Below are 18,114 nucleotides of genomic sequence, written 5' to 3' on the forward strand. Positions count from 1 at the left end.
CTGAAATATATCGCGCTATTATGGGCAGTACTAGTCGGTATATCACGTATGTACGTAGGTGTTCATTATCCTTTAGATATACTTGGTGCAGCATTCTTAACACTTATTACGAGCGCTTTAGTAATGCAAAGTACACGTATGTTTGAACCAATAGCGAAACTTGTATTCAAAATGTATGCATTAGTAGCGAGACGAATTCCTTTCTTAGCGAAATATAACCATATCGCATAATTTTCCTAAAAAAATTCCCCTTTGGACATCCAGAGGGGAATTTTTTTATAGGAAATACGAAAAGAGTTTAGAGTGCTCTGTAATCAAGTTGTACTAATTAATATTCTGAAATTTCACGCACCGTATTTAAAATATATAAAATAATGACACAAAATAACAACAGTTAGTTTTGCATTGTTTTAAAGGAATTAAAAAGAAAACTTCGAAACATATAGTATCGCAAACAAAAACTACAAATTTTAAAACGGATCTTCGTACGAATCCATTCCAAAAGAGAGGAGATAAGTATGCAAAAACTCCAAACGAATAAAGGCGCTCGATATATGATGATTGCTTTTATTGTTTTGTTTCTTATTATGATTTTGCGTATATTCTATATTCAGGCAGTAGGAGTCGTGCATAATGTGAATGTAAAGGATCTCGCGAATGAACAACATAATAAAAAAGGTGTTTTAGAAGCGAATCGTGGCACTATCTATGATCAAAGCGGAAAGGTGTTAGTACAAGATTCTACAACGTATCGAGTTGTTGTGAATTTAAAAGGAAAAGATAAAGTGAAAAATAAAGATGAAACCGCACAACAATTAGCCGATGCGCTTGGAATTGATAAAGAAGAAGTATTAAAAAACTTTCATGAAGGGCGTACACAAGTTGAAATTGGAAAAATTGGTCGGAATTTATCTAGGGAAACGAAAGAAAAAATTAATAATTTAAAAATACCAGGTGTATCTTTTATGTCGGAAAAAGCAAGAGTGTATCCGAATGAAGACTTCGCATCCTATATACTTGGTTTTGCTAGACCAGATGATAAAGGGAATACGGAAGGAAAGTTTGGACTGGAAAAGAGTTTGGATAAATATTTGCGCTCTACAAACGGGAATATAGAATATGTGGGTACACGAAGGGGAATTCCGCTTACAAATGATATAGGTAAAGTAGAACCAGCTAAAAATGGGAATAACGTATATTTAACGCTTGATAAACAAATTAATAGTTTTTTAGAAGAAGCGATGAACAAAGCGCAAGAACATTATGATCCTTCTATGTTAATTGGAATTATTGCTGATCCAAAAACCGGTAAAGTTTTAGCGATGTCTAGTAAACCTAGTTACAATCCTAATATAGGTGATATCGAATACTTTTTAAATGATCCGATTGCAAATGCATACGAGCCAGGTTCAACAATGAAAGTTTTTACGCTAGCAGCTGCCATTAATGAAGGTGTATATAACGGAAAAGAATATTTTCAATCTGGAAAATATTCCGTTGGTTCATCTGATATAAAAGACCATAATGGTGGATTTGGATGGGGATCAATTACATTTGATGAAGGATTTGAAAGGTCATCAAACGTAGCTTTTTCTATTTTAGAAGATCAGTTACTGAAACCAAATAAATTTAAGCAATATATGAATAAATTTGGATTCAATCAAAAAACAGGGATAGATTTACCTGGAGAAAGGAAAAATACTTTATTATTAAATACGCAAATTCAACAGGTTACAACTTCTTTCGGTCAAGGTTCTACAGTAACTCCGATTCAATTAATCCAAGCGGCTACCGCTATAGCAAATGACGGGAAAATGATGCAACCATATATCGTTGATAAAGTTGTAAATCCAACAAACAAAGAAGTTATTATGGAAAATCAACCGAAAGAAATTGGGAATCCGATAAAAAAAGAAACAGCGGACAAGGTTAGAAGCTTAATGGAGCGTGTTATAACATCTTCAAAAGGAACTGGTACAATGTATAAAGTAGATGGTTATCCAATTGGAGGTAAGACAGGAACAGCACAAATCCCGAATCCTGAAAACGGCCGATATATGGAAGGGAAAGAGAATTACATTTTCTCCTTTTTAGGAATGGCTCCAATTGATGATCCGGAGTTAATCGTATACTTAGCTATTAAGCAGCCAAAGTTAAAAGGAGATGAGTATGGAGCTCAGCCTCTTGCTGAAATATTTAAACCTGTTATAAAAAACAGCCTTGAATATTTAAAGGTGAAACCGTATACAGAAAAACAAATAGCTGATGCAGCGAAACAATCTCAATTAAAAGTACAAAATTATGTAAATCAATCGATGGATACAATAGAGAAAAGTGTAGAAAAAGAGAAGCTACAGCCGGTGATTTTAGGAGAAGGAAAAATAATAAAACAATATCCACAGTCTGGCGAGGTAATGAGTGAAGGTGATCGTATATTTTTATTAGGGAATAACGCACAAATGCCAAATGTAAAAGGGTGGTCCATGCGTGATGTTATGTATTTCTCTAAACTTTTGAAATTAGATTTGAAAACTTCTGGTACGGGTTATGTAACGAGTCAAAGTATTGAAAAAGGACAAGATTTACAAGAAGGAGATATACTAGAACTAGAATTAGAACCGCCGTTACAACCGTTAACAGAGGCGAATACGAATTAATCCAGGCATTTGGAAGGAGCTGTATGCAAATAGCTCTTTCTTTAGAGTTGTAAGTAATTTCACGCACCGTAATTTTTAGAAAAAATAATAAATAAGAGAACTAACAGTGACACGTTATTAAATATCTGATTATTGTTTATTTACAGTTAAATGTATATGTGATAATATGGAAAAAATAAATGCAGTGAAGAGAAGAGTAAATAAAATGAATTTTTCACAGAGAGCTCCATTTAGCTGAAAAGGAGTAAAAATTCTTTATTGAACCAAGCCTCTGAGCAGCACATCGGAACCTATTATTAGGGGGATGGTGTGACGGGAGCTCTCGTTATAGAGCTAAGGTATAAGCATGAAAATAATGCAGTACCTGATAAGGTTAATATGGCGACATATTAATAAACTAGGGTGGCACCGCGATGATAAATCTCGTCCCTAAGACTAAAAGTCTTGGGGGTGGGATTTTTTTATTGTTTTAAAACAATTTGGAAAGCGGGGGCCAAAAATGAAGAACTTACTTAAAGATTGGAAATATCCTTTATTACTATTGTCCGGAGTTGGTATTGCGAATTTAGGGGCATGGATTTACTTAATAGCACTGAATGTACTTGTCTATAATATGGGTGGCTCAGCCTTAGCTGTTGCTACTTTATATGTAATAAAACCTTTAGCCATTTTATTTACAAACGCTTGGTCTGGGAGTATGATTGATCGTTTAAATAAACGGAAATTAATGATTCACCTCGATATATATCGTGTGTTATTTATCGCTATTTTACCTTTACTTCCGTCACTTTGGATTGTTTATGTATTCGTATTCTTTATAAGTATGGCCAGTGCAATTTATGAGCCAACTGCTATGACGTATATGACGAAATTAATCCCAGTAGAGCAAAGACAACGTTTCAACTCACTACGCAGTTTAATAGGATCTGGTGCATCACTAATTGGACCAGCAGTAGCGGGGGGATTATTAATTGCAGGTACACCAGAGTTTGCTATATATATGAATGCTATAGCATTTCTCTTATCAGGATTAATTACATTACTTTTACCTAATCTTGATAAGAAAGAAGCTTCGGATACAACAAGTAATACATTATCTCTTACAGTATTAAAAAAAGATTGGAACACTGTTATAAATTTTAGTAGAAAACATGTGTATGTCGTATGTGTGTATTTCTTATTTCAAAGTATGTTCGTATTAGCAACCGCTACTGATTCACTTGAACTATCGTTTGCGAAAGAGGTATTACTACTAACAGATAGTGAATATGGTTTTCTAGTTAGTATAGCTGGTGCAGGATTTATTTTAGGTGCCATAACAAATACAATTTTGTCAAAGAAATTAGCACCTTCATTTCTAATTGGAATAGGATCATTATTCATCGCAATTGGTTATTTAATTTATGCTTTTTCAAATATATTTTTAATAGCTGCTATTGGATTCTTTATTTTATCTTTCTCTATGGCATATGCAAATACAGGCTTTTATACGTTTTACCAAAATAACGTTCCCGTTCATATAATGGGACGGATCGGAAGTATATATGGACTTGTTATTGCGTTAGTAACAATCTTTATTACAATATTATCTGGTGTTGCGACTCAGTTCATTTCTATACAACTGGTAGTTATTGTAGGTTCATTGATCATGTTATTTATTACTATCGTCTTGTGTGTGTTTACTTTATTCCCATCACAATCTAAGTTGTATTCTACTGAATCAATAAAGTGAAACTTTAATGAGGGGGGCATCCCCCACTGATTATCAGCCCTCACCAATCGGGCTTTTACGGGCAGCAGGGTCCCCACTTAACTTCTTTGCTTTCGCTGAATTTTGAGATGGGGGTCCTACTGCCCACAAATAGCGGAATACATTCGAAATGAACTTTGTGTTCTCATTAACAATTTATCGTATTTAATAAAAGGGTTCTTTCCCCTTTATATGGAAAAATTAATAAGGGTAAAGAACAATACCGAAAGACAAGGGTGGTTGTCGTGATAAAAACAAAAGATGAAATTAATAAAATTGTAAAAGAAATACAAAAGAAAATAGATTTCTCTGGGGTAGTTTTAGTAAAAAAAGAAAAAGACTTAATCTATGAAAAAGCAATGGGTTACGCAAACAAAAGTGAATGTATAAACAATACGATACAAACAAGATTCGGCATTGCCTCAGGATGTAAAATTTTCACTGCAATTGGAATTTGTCAACTTGTTGAAAAAGGTGTTATTTCTTTTCATACAAAATTAAAGGATTGTCTAGAGATAAAACTTCCAAACTTCGATGAAGATATTACAATACATCAACTACTAACGCATAGTTCTGGTATACCAGATTATTTTGATGAAAGTATTATGGATAACTTCGAGGATCTTTGGAAACAAACACCTATGTATCTATTAAAGAGCTTAAAAGACTTTTTACCATTATTCCAAAACAGTAATATGATGTTTGCACCTGGGAGTAAGTTTCACTACAACAACGCAGGTTTTATCATACTTGGATTAATAATAGAAGAACAGACGGGACTTAAATTTACGGAGTATATAGAAACAAACATTTTTAATTCGATTGGCATGAATGATTCTGGCTATTTTTCGTTAGATAAATTACCAAGACATACAGCTCTAGGATATATAAAGGACGAAACCAACCAAAATTGGAGAACAAACGCTTACTCTATACCAATAAAAGGAGGGGCTGATGGAGGTGCATATGTTACTGCACCAGACATGTTGAAATTTTGGGCGGCACTATTTAATAATGAAATTTTAGGAAAGGAATATACAAAGTTACTTTTAACTCCCCACATTCATGTAAATGATAAACAGTCTTACGGATATGGAGTATGGATTGAAACACGAGAAAACAAGGTATTCAAATATCATGTAATGGGATATGATCCAGGCGTCAGTTTTCGCTCGGCCATATATCCAGAATTAGGAATCACTTTAGTTATTCCATCGAATAAAGGGGCAGGACCTGAAAAATTAATGACAGAAATAGAAAGAGCTTTTTAATTATATGGATATAAAAGAAGAGATACGAAAATAATTTAAACGGGTTTATGATTGTTTCTGTTCTGAAAAATATTTTAGTTAACGAGGAACCCTTTATTTATTAAATAAGGGGTTTTTGTAATTCTGCACAATTACATATGTTTATATGGATTTTTAAATTAAAAAACATTACTATATAATTGTAAATTTAAATTATTAATTCATATGAAAGGATGTGTTAACAATTTGTATATGATCAACGGTAGTTTGTTTATTATTTTAGGGGTTATTTGTTATTTAATTGTACGTGGAATATTAATTGGTACCAAAAATAAAAAACATATGATTTGGTGGAAAGAAATAATAAGTTTTTTATTCGTGGTCTACATTTGTATGGTTGTTGCAGTAACTTTATTCCCTTTACCAATCGGTTTTCCTTCTAATATTGAAGATCTGAATCGCTCGGTCAATATAATACCATTTGCATCAATTATTAAAGACATCAATCAAATTGGTAGTGCTTATGATGGGGATGCCCTATTTATGATTGGTCTTATTGTAAGAAATGTAGGCGGGAATATTTTATTATTAATGCCTTTAGGATTTTTAGCACCAATTTTATGGGATAAATATAAAAAGTTCAAAAATACTATTTTATTAGGATTTACTATATCAGTTAGTATCGAATTGCTACAATTAATTCAGTCTTTATTTAGTGGAGTAGGACGAATTACTGATATTGATGATGTGATCTGTAATGTTATAGGTTCTATTATTGGATATTGTATTTATATTATCTTTTTAAAAGCCATTAATAAATTTAACATTCGAGTGTTGGGTAAAACTAATTCTAAAGGTGTGGAATTAGTTGATAAATAGGAGTTTAAACGAGTTATTAAAGGCGTACGAGTAAAAAGTACGTCTTTTTATTTTTATAAATAATGCTTAAGACTGATGAGAAATCACATTTTCCAACTTACACTTAAAAGTAGCTATCGTATTTCAAGTATGGAATGAAAAGAGGAGAATATATTTTTTAAAGATAAACAAGTTTATAGGAGGATTCTAAATGGATATTTTACTTGTTGTTCTTACTATTGTTTTGATGCAAAGTAAAGAACGAAAAGTGAAAATAAACCGTATTTGGCTCATTCCGGCTTTGTTGTGCTTTGTAACAATCCAGTCCATTATTCATATGGGACAAATAACTTTGCTGCAAGGACTACTGTTTGTTGTAATGCTTGGAATTGGCTTAGGTCTAGGGATTATACGGGGAAGAGCTTTAACATTTCGATTTGATAGTAAAACAGGTCATGTACTCCGAAAAGGAAATTGGGTAAGTACAATAATCCTTCTTGTTATTTTAGGAGCAAAAATTATGATTAAACAAAGTATGTTTTCTGGTAGTACGCACCAGACATTAATGGTTGTAACAAATGCCTTTTTATGTATTACATTAGGCACTGTGATTAGTAGACGTTATTATATTTGGAAAAAATATAATGAATTAACACAAAAAACGTAAATGCATTCACCCCTTGTTTAACATTGCTAAGAACGGTAATACTAATTAACATTGAACTTTTACAACAAGGGATGATAATATGATATACATTTACACAGACTTCGGCGGTACTCATACAACTTCACTTGCTGCAGCGTATCATTTAAATAAATTACCAACGGATCGTAAGTTAACGAAAGAAGAAATTTTGAATGTAGATTACTTTAATAAATTGAAAACAGAAGATATGGGAAAAATTATTTTTCATGGAATCGATGAACATGGTCATCCTGTATATACGATTGGATGTGGCGCATCAAAAGTTGTTGTACCAGCGATGAAGCATTTAGGAGAAATCTTGCAAAAACATTATCAAAGCCATGAAAAGATTATATTTTCTAACACATCACCAACAGTGCCTTTACCAATGACTTTCGGTGGGCTGTTTTCTAGAAGGTTCCATATCGATTTTATTGGCGTACCGTTACTCGTATGGGGAGCAAAAATTTGCTGTGATAATATACAAAGACTTGTTAGTTATACAAAAGAAGCTGGAAGATTAACGAATGATTATGTTGTAATTTTAGATAATGAAACTTTTAAATAGTATATGATAAGAAGAAAATCGAGCAAATTCCTTGATTTTCTTTTTTATTTGTGAAATAGACAAGAAATAGTCACATTTAATATACATCTACTATAGCCAAAACAATAAAGTCCTGTTACTATTACAGGGATATTCTCTTTTTATAACATAAATATATAGAAAAATTAGAAAAGAGGAATTGAATTAAGGGAGGAACAACATGAAGCGTGTTGCTTGGATTACTGATAGTACAACTGCGAATTTTAAAACAGAAGGAGATAACTTTGTTATCCCAATCGAAGTTATTATTGATGGAATGTCGTACAAAGATTGTGAAGAAGGTGTACGTGAACGTGTTTATAATGCGTTAAACGAAGGTAAAACAGTCACTACTTCACAACCTAATATTGGGGAAATGGTAGAGTTATTTACGAAATGCAAAGAAGAATATGAAGAAGGATTTGCAGTTGCTATTAGCGGAAAAGTAAGTGGAACCTATCAAAATATGAAGCTAGCTGCAGAAATGGCAGGTTTTCCATTAACGGTATTAGACAGTGAAACAACAAGTTATCCAATGGATGAACTAATTAGAAAAGCGAAATCGTTATACAATGATGGTATGACTTTACAAGATATACACAAAACATTAGTAGATGAAAAAAGAAGACCTTTCCACGTATTCCCGAAAAGTTTAAAAGGCCTTTATGCAAGTGGTCGTGTAAAGGGCATTCAATTTTTACTTGGAAGTTTATTAAGTGTTAACTTAATATTAGAAGTAAAAGGTGGAGAGCTTTTACTTGAAAAGAAAGTTCGTAAAATCCAAAAATGTCGAGAATATATTAAAAATGAACTTGAAAAAGAATTACCAAAAGTACTTCACATGTTCCATGCTAATGATAAAGATGGAGCCGAGGAATGGATTGCAGATATTAGACAAGCATTCCCTGAAATGGATTTCAAATTATATCCATTACCAATTTCATTTGCGGTTCATGCAGGTGAAGGTACAATAGCAATTAGTTATTAAAGTAAAACCCGTGAATTATTTACGGGTTTTTTATTTAATTAAAATGAAATGTGATCTCGACATATCTCCATCGAGGTTAGAAATCGATGGTCGAGCTACCTTCCCATAGATAACTGTGGAATGCCTTTTTTATGACTTATCCAATTATTTCTTACAAGATTTAAGGAGGATTGAGTTGAAAATGAATTGATTAAAGTGTAAAATTACACTAAATAACACATTAGTTACTTTTTGGGGGAAGTAAAGTGAATAAGGAGCATGCAATTGAACTTATTTCAATGAAAATAAAGTTAATACGCACTGAAAAAAGATATACACAAGATAAAATGGCTGAAGTTCTCGGCATATCAAAAAAAACGCTTGTTCAAATTGAGAAAGGGAGAACGAATGCAGGTTGGACCAACACTGTTGCTATTTGTGCATTGTTTAGAGATAGTGAAGTTTTACAGAATACTCTTGGGGATGATCCATTAGTAGTAATCGAAACAATGGCCCACAATAGCACTAACAACTTCAAAGAAAAAACATTGGGAGGAAAAGTCTGGTGGAAGCAGATTCAAGAAAAAGGGAACTTTCGCTTACAACAAAATCTAATTAGTCAGCATTATCGTATTCTAGACAGACAGGATTACCGTTGGTTTAATTCGTTTGATTTAGAAGAAACGCTAAATCAACTTAATAAATTAGCAACGAATTCAGAACATCAAATAACCAGAACTACAATGAGCGAAAATAAATAGGAGGAAATTACATATGATCATCTTGCATTTTCTTTGGATTTACTTTATGCCAATTTACTGGTTATGTGGATTTATAGGTGGAATCTATTTAATTATTGCAGGTATCAAATATCTTAAATTACTTGTAAGTGTAATGGGATTACTTTGTCTTACCCTTGTCGTGTTACCTATTGTTTGTTGGGGGACAGGGATTAATGCGGAATTTCTTCTTACACCCGTTTCCAACTTTTCACTATTCTCTTTAAGTGGGTTAATAGCAGGATTTATTGGATTGTGGTCAAAAATTAAAGGCATAAGAAATATGGGATTTACTATTTTTACTTGTGGAGTAATAGGTGCCCTATTCTATTATTTAATGTCTATACCCGATTCATACTATATAGGATAGTTTTTCAAAACTCAGTTCATTTACAAACAAAAGGATAGTGAAACAGGAAAAACATTATTTCTATTCTTTCTGTCTAACTTATTAAATAAAAAGGAGGTGCTATAGAACTGGTAGCGTTTCCTTTTTCACATGAATCATTCACCTATCAGATAGGTTGCGCTCCAGTACGTAGTAGGTAGCATATCAATAACTAGCTATAATTTCTACATTCTCTGACTTTAAATGATAAAGGAGATGTTATCACAGTTGTTCCTGCAAAGAAAAAATGAATAGTTGTAGTAAAAACATTCTAGAATACAGAAGCTTAGGAATATTGGATATAAAATATGATAAATACGAGGCATAAGCCAGTTTACAATTTTTATGTCAACACTACAAACTTGACATGTGTGTATTTCGTTTTGCACTGTAAATCATTCATATTAAGTAATAGAATTGTAGAAATATATAATAGAATATTCGCACTAATATTTATACAGCTACAATCTATTTACATATAAGGTTATTAGGATTATATTGAAAATGAAAGAGAAAACAATAGATGGAAGGGGATGTTTTTTATGTTTAAAAAAGCAGCACTAGGGATTTCATCGTTAGCAATTACAGCGTTCGTCGGATTAGGAATGGCAACAGAAGCTTCAGCTGGACCAGCAGCACCACTTACTTCACTAAACGTCGTACAAGTAGAGTCTGAGCTAGGCGGGGTAGAAACAATTAATCAGAACAGCTTCAGCACATCGCGTAACCACGGGGGAAAATACTTATATATTACAACGAAAGAAATGGGCTATGGCCAAAACCCATTTGCTAAAATGAATGGTTCTAATGTAAAAAGTATTGATTCCACTATAATTGGCGGAAGACCAATCGTTGGCTGGTATTATAAATGGGATGCTTCTGGACACCAACAAGGAACGTTTGAGTACCAAAAGACATCTATAAATTCACCATTTAATACAATGCGTACATCAATTTATATCCAATAATTTTGAAAGCGTTCGCACATATAAAATAGTCAAAGAAAAGGCACTCTTAGGAGTGCCTTTTCTTTGACTTGAATCACGTCCATCTATATTTACAATCCCGATTTCATAGCAAGAACACTTCCCATAAAACAATATCCTAAACGTCTATGAAATTAATATGAACGGGTAGTACTAGTCCTCTACAGTTAAAGTACGTAACCTTACATATTCCAACCCAATGAAAAAGGAAAAAAACTGTCGTACTTACGCCACAGTTTTTAATTTATCCATGAACTCATAGTTTAATTTTAAGCTTTTTAGATATATAGACATAACCGTACTACCTGCTACTCTTTTTTAAAATTCAAGATTAAAAAGAGTAGCTAAACTTAAATAAGCTTAGCTTGATGGATATGTGGCGGAACTCTAAAATTAATTACATCTTTTTCATAATATAAACAATTTTATATAGGGAGATGAAAGGATTTTTTAAAATAATAAAGAAGTATGTATAAACAAATATATAAATGGTAGTGATTAGGATGAAAATCAGTAAGTTTGCAGAAGTAAATAATGTAAGTGTAGATACGATTAGACATTATATGGATCTCGGACTCGTTATTCCTGAGAAAAAAGGAAGTCACTATTTTTTTGACGAGTATTGTCAAAAGGATATAGAACTTATATTAGAGTACAAATGGATAGGGTTTAGCTTGAATGAAATTAAAGAACTGTTTCTTTATAAAAATTTAGGGAAATCCTTAGACTATGAAAAGATTGAACAAGAGATAAAAACCTTAAAGGAACGAAAAGATAAATTAAAGAAAACGTTAAATAATTTATCTATAGAAACTGAAATTTCGAGTTCAATTTTAGGGGTAGATTTAAAAGTACTTCATTTATTTAAATGTGTTAAGTGTAACGGAAATTTAATTCTTGAAGATGGCATTATTAATAAAAATCAAATTGTAGAGGGGAAATTAATTTGTAATTGTGGTGAAGAATACGCGATTACTTCCGGAGTTTTAACAGCTGGAAAATTATTTGAGGTGTATAAGAGGAAATCACTTGAAGATTCTATTTCAGATTATATCCATGAAACGGATACTGCTTTTTTGGAAAATGTTCAAAGAGGAGGAGAATGGGCGAAAAAGAAACTAATGCAATTAGATTTAAATGAAAAAATACTACTTGATTTAGGGTCTGGTATTGGGTTCTTTTTACGAAATATTTATGAAGAACTACCGGTAGAGTGTTTATATATTGCTGTTGATCGAGATTTGAATAAACTTTTACTTTTAAAAGATGTAATTGAGAGAAGAAATTTGAAAAGAAATATTGTATTTATCTGTGCTGACTTTCTAAACATTCCTATTCAGAATTATTCTGCTGATATTGTAATTGATCAATCAGGTACAAGTAATTATAGTTTTGAACATGAGGAGTTTTTATTACGCGAATTAAATTACCTTTTTAAACCTAATTGTTATTTATTAAGTTCATTTATTTTATTTAATAAATTCAGCATAAATAGCCAAATTGCACCTAGACTCCGAGAGAATTTTACATCTGCAAAAGTAACGAAAGAAATCCAAAATTTACAGTTTCAATCGATTGATGAAAGTACTTCAAATTATTTAAAACGAGGCGGAAAGTACGAGGATTTCTTTGTTCAAGGAGAAGAAATTTATACATATTCATTTTTCGGAAAAAGATGGGGTTAACTCCATCTTTTATTTATTTTCCCTTAAAACTTTTCAAATAGTACATATTGCTATTGGGTTGACCCAAGAACTTACAATGTACGTAACACAAAGTTAGGCAGGGGGAAAAGTGATGGGAAGTTTACGATTACATATAGAAAATAAAAAAAGAAACCAAGAACTAAGAAATATTTGTTTATATTCAATTGCAAAAACAGTATCACTATTTGGTAGCTCTATTTATAGTTTTGCATTAGGATTGTATGTTTTACAAATAACCGGATCTGCGTTAAATTTTGCAATTTCGCTCATATTAGGAACGATTCCAATGATTGTTATGAATCCATTTGCCGGTGTCATTGCTGATAAGGTTGATAAAAAGAAACTGGTTATTTGTATGGATTTACTAAGCGGATGCTTATTAATAACTGTTTATATATTAAGCAGCTATTATGGATTAAACTTATTTATCATTTATACTACTACCTTTCTTATGACAGTATTTACAACTTTTTTTGGAATAGGTTTAGAGGCCGTAAAACCGAATATGGTCACTAAAGAGCGGTTAATGAGTATTAATTCTATAAGTAAAATTATCGATTCTATATCTTTAATTCTAGGCCCTATGTTAGGGGGGATTGTTTTTGCAGTCTTTGATATTAAAATTTTTATAATTATAAATGGTATTTCATTTATCCTTTCGGCTATTTCCATATTGTTTATTAACTTTAAATTGTTTGAGCAAAACATAAATGAGGAATGTTCAATTAGAGAAATTAATTTTATTGAAGATATAAAGGAGGGATACTCTTATTTATTGGAGCGGAAACGCTTAAAAAATACTTTTAGTATTTTAATTTCTCTTAATTTCTTTTTAGGCTTTGCTGTAACTGTTCCGTTGCCATACATTATTAACACAGTTCTTAATCTTAGTTCTAAGCAATTTGGTATGATTCAAGGGACTTTCCCGATAGGTATGATAGTTGGTGCAATACTAGTAAAAAAGATAACTGATTGTTTTTCTTATTCTTATCTATTGAAAAAAATAAGTTTTATGTTGGCGATTTTTATGATAGTTTCAGGAATACCTGTTTTATTTAAACCTATTGTAGTAAATAATTTGGTATATGTTACTACGTATTGCATGATTATGTTCTTTTTAGGATTTATGATAGCACAAATTGATATTCCTTTAATGTATTTCATGCAAAATGAGATTCCTGAAGAATATAGAGGAAGAGTTCTTAGTATTGGATTAAGCTTAGGTAAAATAATGCAGCCAATAGCACTTGCAATATCAGGACTATTATTAAATTTCATTCCAGCCTACACGCTTCCCATTGCAGGGGGGATTGTATTTTTTACTTTGAATAAAATTTTAGCAAATAAGTTAAATTTAGAAATTCATTCAAAAGATTATAGTGTTTAACGTAACTTAAAAAGCGCAGGATGCTGATCCTGCGCTTTTTTATCGTAATTCAGCGGTTTTTCTAATGACAATCTTATCAATATCATCTTCTTCATCACCAATAAATAATCCGCGTTCTTTTAAATACGCTTCAAAATATAAATCTGCTTCAGCGCGTTCGTCATATGGCTTTACAGAGAGAACGAAACCTAATTTGTTTTGTTCTTCTAAATGGGAAGTGGAGATGTAAGCCGGTACATTATGGCGTAAAAAGAGTTCTTTAACTGGAATAATCATATCTTTCATTAATTTCGTTAGCATACCCATTTCAAACTCGAAATTAAAGCGATCTATACTAGATAAATCAGCGAATACTACACCGATAAAACCTGTATTAAATACTTCTTGATATTCTACATCTTCATCATGGCCGCCATAAAAATTCTTTTCGATTAAATAATTTACAAAATAAGCAACGCCATCACTTTGTTCAAATGGTTTCGTTGAAAGAACAAAACCAATTTTCTTTTGTTTATGTAAATACACACATGACATGTATGCTGAAATGTTATGTTCTTTAAATAAAGCACTTGTTGCTCCAGAGAGACCATCTAGTACGTGATGAACAATTTGAAGTTTTTTACGAGCGAAATAATAGGATTTCTTTTGTAACTCCAATGTATCAATAAAGACAGAGCCGATAAAGCCTGTATTTGAAATAATAGGTGCTTGCTTTTTTCTTCCTCTGCGCTTTAATGGAGCCATTGTTAAAATCATCCCTTCATGTACGTTTAAAATAAAAAGAACGTTTGTTCGTATATTTATATTTTACTATTAAAACGCTATAAAGTAAAGGGTTTTTGATGAAAATATAACAAAAAAGACACCTTATAAAAGGTGCCTTAAACGCTGTAAGGAATAGGGTTTACCCTAACTATTTATATTATGATACAGAAACAATCTCTTCTGTATCTTCTACATCTAAATGACAGTCCATAGTACGAACATCTTGATCTTCATGACTTCCGAAATAAATAGTAATTTTCATATGTATCGCTCCTTTATTCTAGGAATACCTAAAATAATTACTAGTAATGTTAATATTTATTATATACCACTTTTTTCATTCCGACAACGTTATATCATTTTTAATTATTTTAAACTATAGAGCACAATTTAAAGAGGTACTTTTTATAGAAAATGGTAAATTTCTAATATGTTATATTTAATATAGAAAAATTCGAGTGTTACTTTTTATGAAAAGGAGAACTATTGATGAATTATAAACAACAACTACTAGATAACTTTGCATTTAAAACTTCATATGTTGCGCAATTTGTGCCCGGAATGAGTATAAAAGAAACGAAAGATTATATTGCTGTTGATTGCGGATTACCTGCCGATACATTCAATATCATCACTCTACTGAACAATAATTTAACGGTAGGGATCGAGAAATTATATAAGGAGGTAGAATACTATAATCAAAAGAAATTTCCAATGAGTGTTTGGTTATGGGATGAGGAGCAAGAGCGGGATATAAAAAGTGAGTTAATTAAAATCGGTTTAAAAGAAGCGGAGCAAAATATTGCGATGGTAGCAGACTTAAAAACAATTTCTCCAACAATACACATGCCAGTAAGTTTTACAATTCAACAAGCATCTTCACCTGGACTAATAAAAAAATTTGGAGAAACGTTAGCTAATTTATTCGGCACATCAGAAGAAGCTATACATGTACAAGCATTCTATAATCAAATTTCTAATCTTGATTTATGGAACAGTGAGAATATGAAACTATTTTTAGGGTTTTATGAAGGTGAAATCGTAACAGTTGGTTCATTGATATGTTCAAAAGATAGTATTGGTATTTATGACATCGCAACGAAAGAAGAAATGAGAGGACGAGGATTCGGATCTACTATGTTCAATTTCCTTCTGCAAGAAGCACAAAAATTTAAGAATACGTATTGTGTATTACAAGCTTCACCCGATGGAATCAATATTTATAAAAAATCGGGATTTCAAGCTATCGGCAAAATGACTGTATTGGAAAATCGACATTTAATTGAATAAATCATTCAAGTTAAATTGTTTTTATATAGGAGCTTATAAATCGTTATGAAAAAGATATATCTCGTTACAATAATTTGTGCCTTTATAATAATAAGTATCTTTGTTTTTCAGAAAATTAATGAACATAAGTATACTAAAGCTATTAATCAATCAAATCATATAAAAAATATCGCACATAGAGGTGCTTCTGCGTTCGCGCCTGAACATACAATAGCGGCATATCAATTAGGCCAACAAATGAATGGAGATTATATAGAAATTGATCTCCAAATGACAAAAGATGGACATTTAGTGGCTATACATGACGAAACCTTAAACCGTACAACAAATGGTACAGGGCTAGTGAAAGAGCATACATTAGAAGAAATAAAGCAACTAAATGCAGGTTCTTTTTTCAACGAAAAATATCCGAACTTAGCAAAGAAAGAATTTGAAAATGCTAAAGTCCCAACATTAAAAGAAATTATTGAAACGTTTGGGCATAACGCAAACTATTATATCGAAACAAAATCACCTAATGAATATCCAGGAATGGAAGAAAAATTATTAGAAATTATTAATCACTATGAAATACAGGATAAAGTTATTATTCAATCGTTTAGTGAAGAAAGTCTGCAAAAGATTCATAGCTTAAATAGTAATATATCTTTAGTACAATTATTACCTTATAAAAAAGCAGTTCAATTAACAGAATTAGAGATAGAAAAGTATAAAACGTACTGCATAGGTCTTGGTATGAATTACAAATATATTGATTCAGATTATGTAAATAAAATAAAGAAAAACGGATTAGAAGTTCATCCATTTACAGTAGATAATGAAAAAGATATGAAAAAGTTACTTTCATGGGGAGTCGATGGGATGTTTACTAATTATCCGGATTGTTTACATTCAATATTATTGGATTTGAAAAGTCATGAATAAGAAGTGTTATTCATAAAGGAAAAATTTACACAACCTGTAAAGAAGGCATGTAGCATATAAAAAGAAAATACCAAAAACCGCAACTGGAAGACTTAGGTTGTGGTTTTTTTATTACTTCGATTTCAACTTACAAAGTTTGAAGCTAGAAGTGAAAACTTTGTAAGTTGAATTGGCTTCCTATGTATTTGTACTTCGTATCGTTCTAGGTATATGTACAACCCGTGAGACGAGTTTTGCATAGGATAATAGAAAAGGAGATGTTGCATATTGAAATACCACAATAGAAATGTAAGTAATCTGAATAAATTAGCGGATAATACGAAAGCTGCAGCTTTTAAGTGGTATCAGTACTGTATCGACAATGGAATTGAAGTATTAATTTATGAAACAATCCGTACGGTCGAGCAACAACGTGAATATGTTCGTAAAGGAGCATCACAAACGATGCGCTCATATCACTTAGTAGGACAGGCATTAGATTTTGTTCCAATTCAGTCGAATGGTACAGAAGATTGGAATGGCTATAATAAAGAACCGTGGGCTTCAGCAATTCGTTATGCTAAACAAATTGGTTTTGAATGGGGCGGTGACTGGAAAGGATTTGTGGATAGCCCGCATTTGCAATATAACTACAAAGGGTATGGAACGGATACTTTTGGAAAAGGTGCTCAAAACGTAGTGACTCCTCCCACGTCGAATGATAGTGTAGGGGTTGCTTATATTAACGGTAGTAATGTAAATTTACGAAAAGGACCTGGTACTGGATATGGCGTTATTCGTCAATTAGGGAAAGGAGAGTCCTACAAAGTATTTGGACAAACAAATGGTTGGTTAAATCTAGGTGGCGATCAGTGGGTTTATAACGATCCATCATACATCCGTTATACAGGAGGAAATGTACCAGCAACTTCACAATCATCAAACGATGGTGTAGGTGTAGTTACTATAATCGCTGATGTATTGCGTGTTCGTACCGGCCCTGGAACAAATTACGGCATTGTGAAAAACGTGTATCAAGGTGAAAAATATCAATCGTTTGGATATAAAGATGGTTGGTATAATGTTGGTGGAAATCAATGGGTTTCTGGTGAATATGTTACGTTTGTAAAGTAAAAATAAGAGCCGTCCTGTTGGGC

Annotated in this window: 17 protein-coding genes and 1 other annotated feature; of the genes, 16 read left to right on the plus strand and 1 reads right to left on the minus strand. The window is 31.9% G+C overall.

Annotated features, from left to right (window positions below; genetic code table 11):
* The 13 genes from H6481_RS26345 to H6481_RS26405 form a co-directional block, all read left to right on the plus strand.
* On the plus strand, nt 1-231 hold a 231-nt coding region (locus tag H6481_RS26345), incomplete at its 5' end, for a phosphatase PAP2 family protein (protein ID WP_182813628.1).
* A gap of 287 nt (nt 232-518) precedes the next feature.
* Nucleotides 519-2,657, plus strand: coding sequence for a penicillin-binding protein (locus H6481_RS26350; protein WP_001170941.1), 2,139 nt, complete (start codon nt 519-521; stop codon nt 2,655-2,657).
* 175 nt (nt 2,658-2,832) lie between these two features.
* Nucleotides 2,833-3,091, plus strand: a binding site (T-box leader).
* A 65-nt stretch (nt 3,092-3,156) separates the two neighbouring features.
* Nucleotides 3,157-4,389: an MFS transporter gene (locus H6481_RS26355; protein WP_098277023.1), complete on the plus strand. Its 1,233-nt coding sequence runs from the start codon at nt 3,157-3,159 to the stop codon at nt 4,387-4,389.
* Between the two features lie 263 nt (nt 4,390-4,652).
* The gene (locus tag H6481_RS26360) at nt 4,653-5,678 is read left to right on the plus strand and encodes a serine hydrolase (RefSeq protein WP_023522088.1); all 1,026 of its coding nucleotides are present in this window, start codon (nt 4,653-4,655) and stop codon (nt 5,676-5,678) included.
* Between the two features lie 225 nt (nt 5,679-5,903).
* The gene (locus H6481_RS26365) at nt 5,904-6,536 is read left to right on the plus strand and encodes a VanZ family protein (protein WP_182813630.1); all 633 of its coding nucleotides are present in this window, start codon (nt 5,904-5,906) and stop codon (nt 6,534-6,536) included.
* A 190-nt stretch (nt 6,537-6,726) separates the two neighbouring features.
* The gene (locus H6481_RS26370; protein ID WP_182813632.1) at nt 6,727-7,182 is read left to right on the plus strand and encodes a DUF1453 family protein; all 456 of its coding nucleotides are present in this window, start codon (nt 6,727-6,729) and stop codon (nt 7,180-7,182) included.
* Between the two features lie 79 nt (nt 7,183-7,261).
* Nucleotides 7,262-7,768: a DUF3189 family protein gene (locus tag H6481_RS26375; RefSeq protein WP_000639421.1), complete on the plus strand. Its 507-nt coding sequence runs from the start codon at nt 7,262-7,264 to the stop codon at nt 7,766-7,768.
* A gap of 199 nt (nt 7,769-7,967) precedes the next feature.
* Nucleotides 7,968-8,774: a DegV family protein gene (locus tag H6481_RS26380; protein WP_000831923.1), complete on the plus strand. Its 807-nt coding sequence runs from the start codon at nt 7,968-7,970 to the stop codon at nt 8,772-8,774.
* A gap of 245 nt (nt 8,775-9,019) precedes the next feature.
* A complete protein-coding gene (locus H6481_RS26385) occupies nt 9,020-9,514 on the plus strand; it encodes a helix-turn-helix domain-containing protein (protein WP_001031006.1) in 495 nt (164 codons plus the stop codon).
* Between the two features lie 13 nt (nt 9,515-9,527).
* Nucleotides 9,528-9,902, plus strand: coding sequence for a hypothetical protein (locus H6481_RS26390; protein WP_000584709.1), 375 nt, complete (start codon nt 9,528-9,530; stop codon nt 9,900-9,902).
* A 560-nt stretch (nt 9,903-10,462) separates the two neighbouring features.
* Nucleotides 10,463-10,888: a DUF4879 domain-containing protein gene (locus H6481_RS26395; RefSeq protein ID WP_000472917.1), complete on the plus strand. Its 426-nt coding sequence runs from the start codon at nt 10,463-10,465 to the stop codon at nt 10,886-10,888.
* A gap of 521 nt (nt 10,889-11,409) precedes the next feature.
* Nucleotides 11,410-12,591, plus strand: coding sequence for a MerR family transcriptional regulator (locus tag H6481_RS26400; RefSeq protein ID WP_182813633.1), 1,182 nt, complete (start codon nt 11,410-11,412; stop codon nt 12,589-12,591).
* A gap of 112 nt (nt 12,592-12,703) precedes the next feature.
* The gene (locus tag H6481_RS26405; RefSeq protein ID WP_000535169.1) at nt 12,704-13,999 is read left to right on the plus strand and encodes an MFS transporter; all 1,296 of its coding nucleotides are present in this window, start codon (nt 12,704-12,706) and stop codon (nt 13,997-13,999) included.
* 39 nt (nt 14,000-14,038) lie between these two features.
* On the opposite strand, the gene H6481_RS26410 is transcribed toward H6481_RS26405, so the two are convergent.
* Nucleotides 14,039-14,743 (minus strand): hypothetical protein, encoded by a 705-nt coding sequence (locus H6481_RS26410; protein WP_000035355.1) that lies wholly within the window; start codon nt 14,741-14,743, stop codon nt 14,039-14,041.
* A 510-nt stretch (nt 14,744-15,253) separates the two neighbouring features.
* Between H6481_RS26410 and H6481_RS26415 the strand changes: the two genes are divergently transcribed.
* The 3 genes from H6481_RS26415 (at nt 15,254) to H6481_RS26425 (ending at nt 18,091) form a co-directional block, all read left to right on the plus strand.
* Complete coding sequence (locus tag H6481_RS26415) at nt 15,254-16,054, plus strand: GNAT family N-acetyltransferase (RefSeq protein ID WP_182813634.1); 801 nt, start codon at nt 15,254-15,256, stop codon at nt 16,052-16,054.
* A gap of 45 nt (nt 16,055-16,099) precedes the next feature.
* On the plus strand, nt 16,100-16,978 hold the full coding sequence (locus tag H6481_RS26420; protein WP_182813636.1) for a glycerophosphodiester phosphodiesterase: 879 nt from the start codon (nt 16,100-16,102) through the stop codon (nt 16,976-16,978).
* Nucleotides 16,979-17,245: 267 nt separating this feature from the next.
* Entirely contained in the window at nt 17,246-18,091 is an 846-nt protein-coding gene (locus tag H6481_RS26425; protein ID WP_000873741.1) for an SH3 domain-containing protein, read from the plus strand.
* Nucleotides 18,092-18,114: the final 23 nt, after the last annotated feature.

The organism is Bacillus sp. ME78 (assembly GCF_903970865.1).
Classification (GTDB): Bacteria; Bacillota; Bacilli; order Bacillales; family Bacillaceae_G; genus Bacillus_A; species Bacillus_A cereus.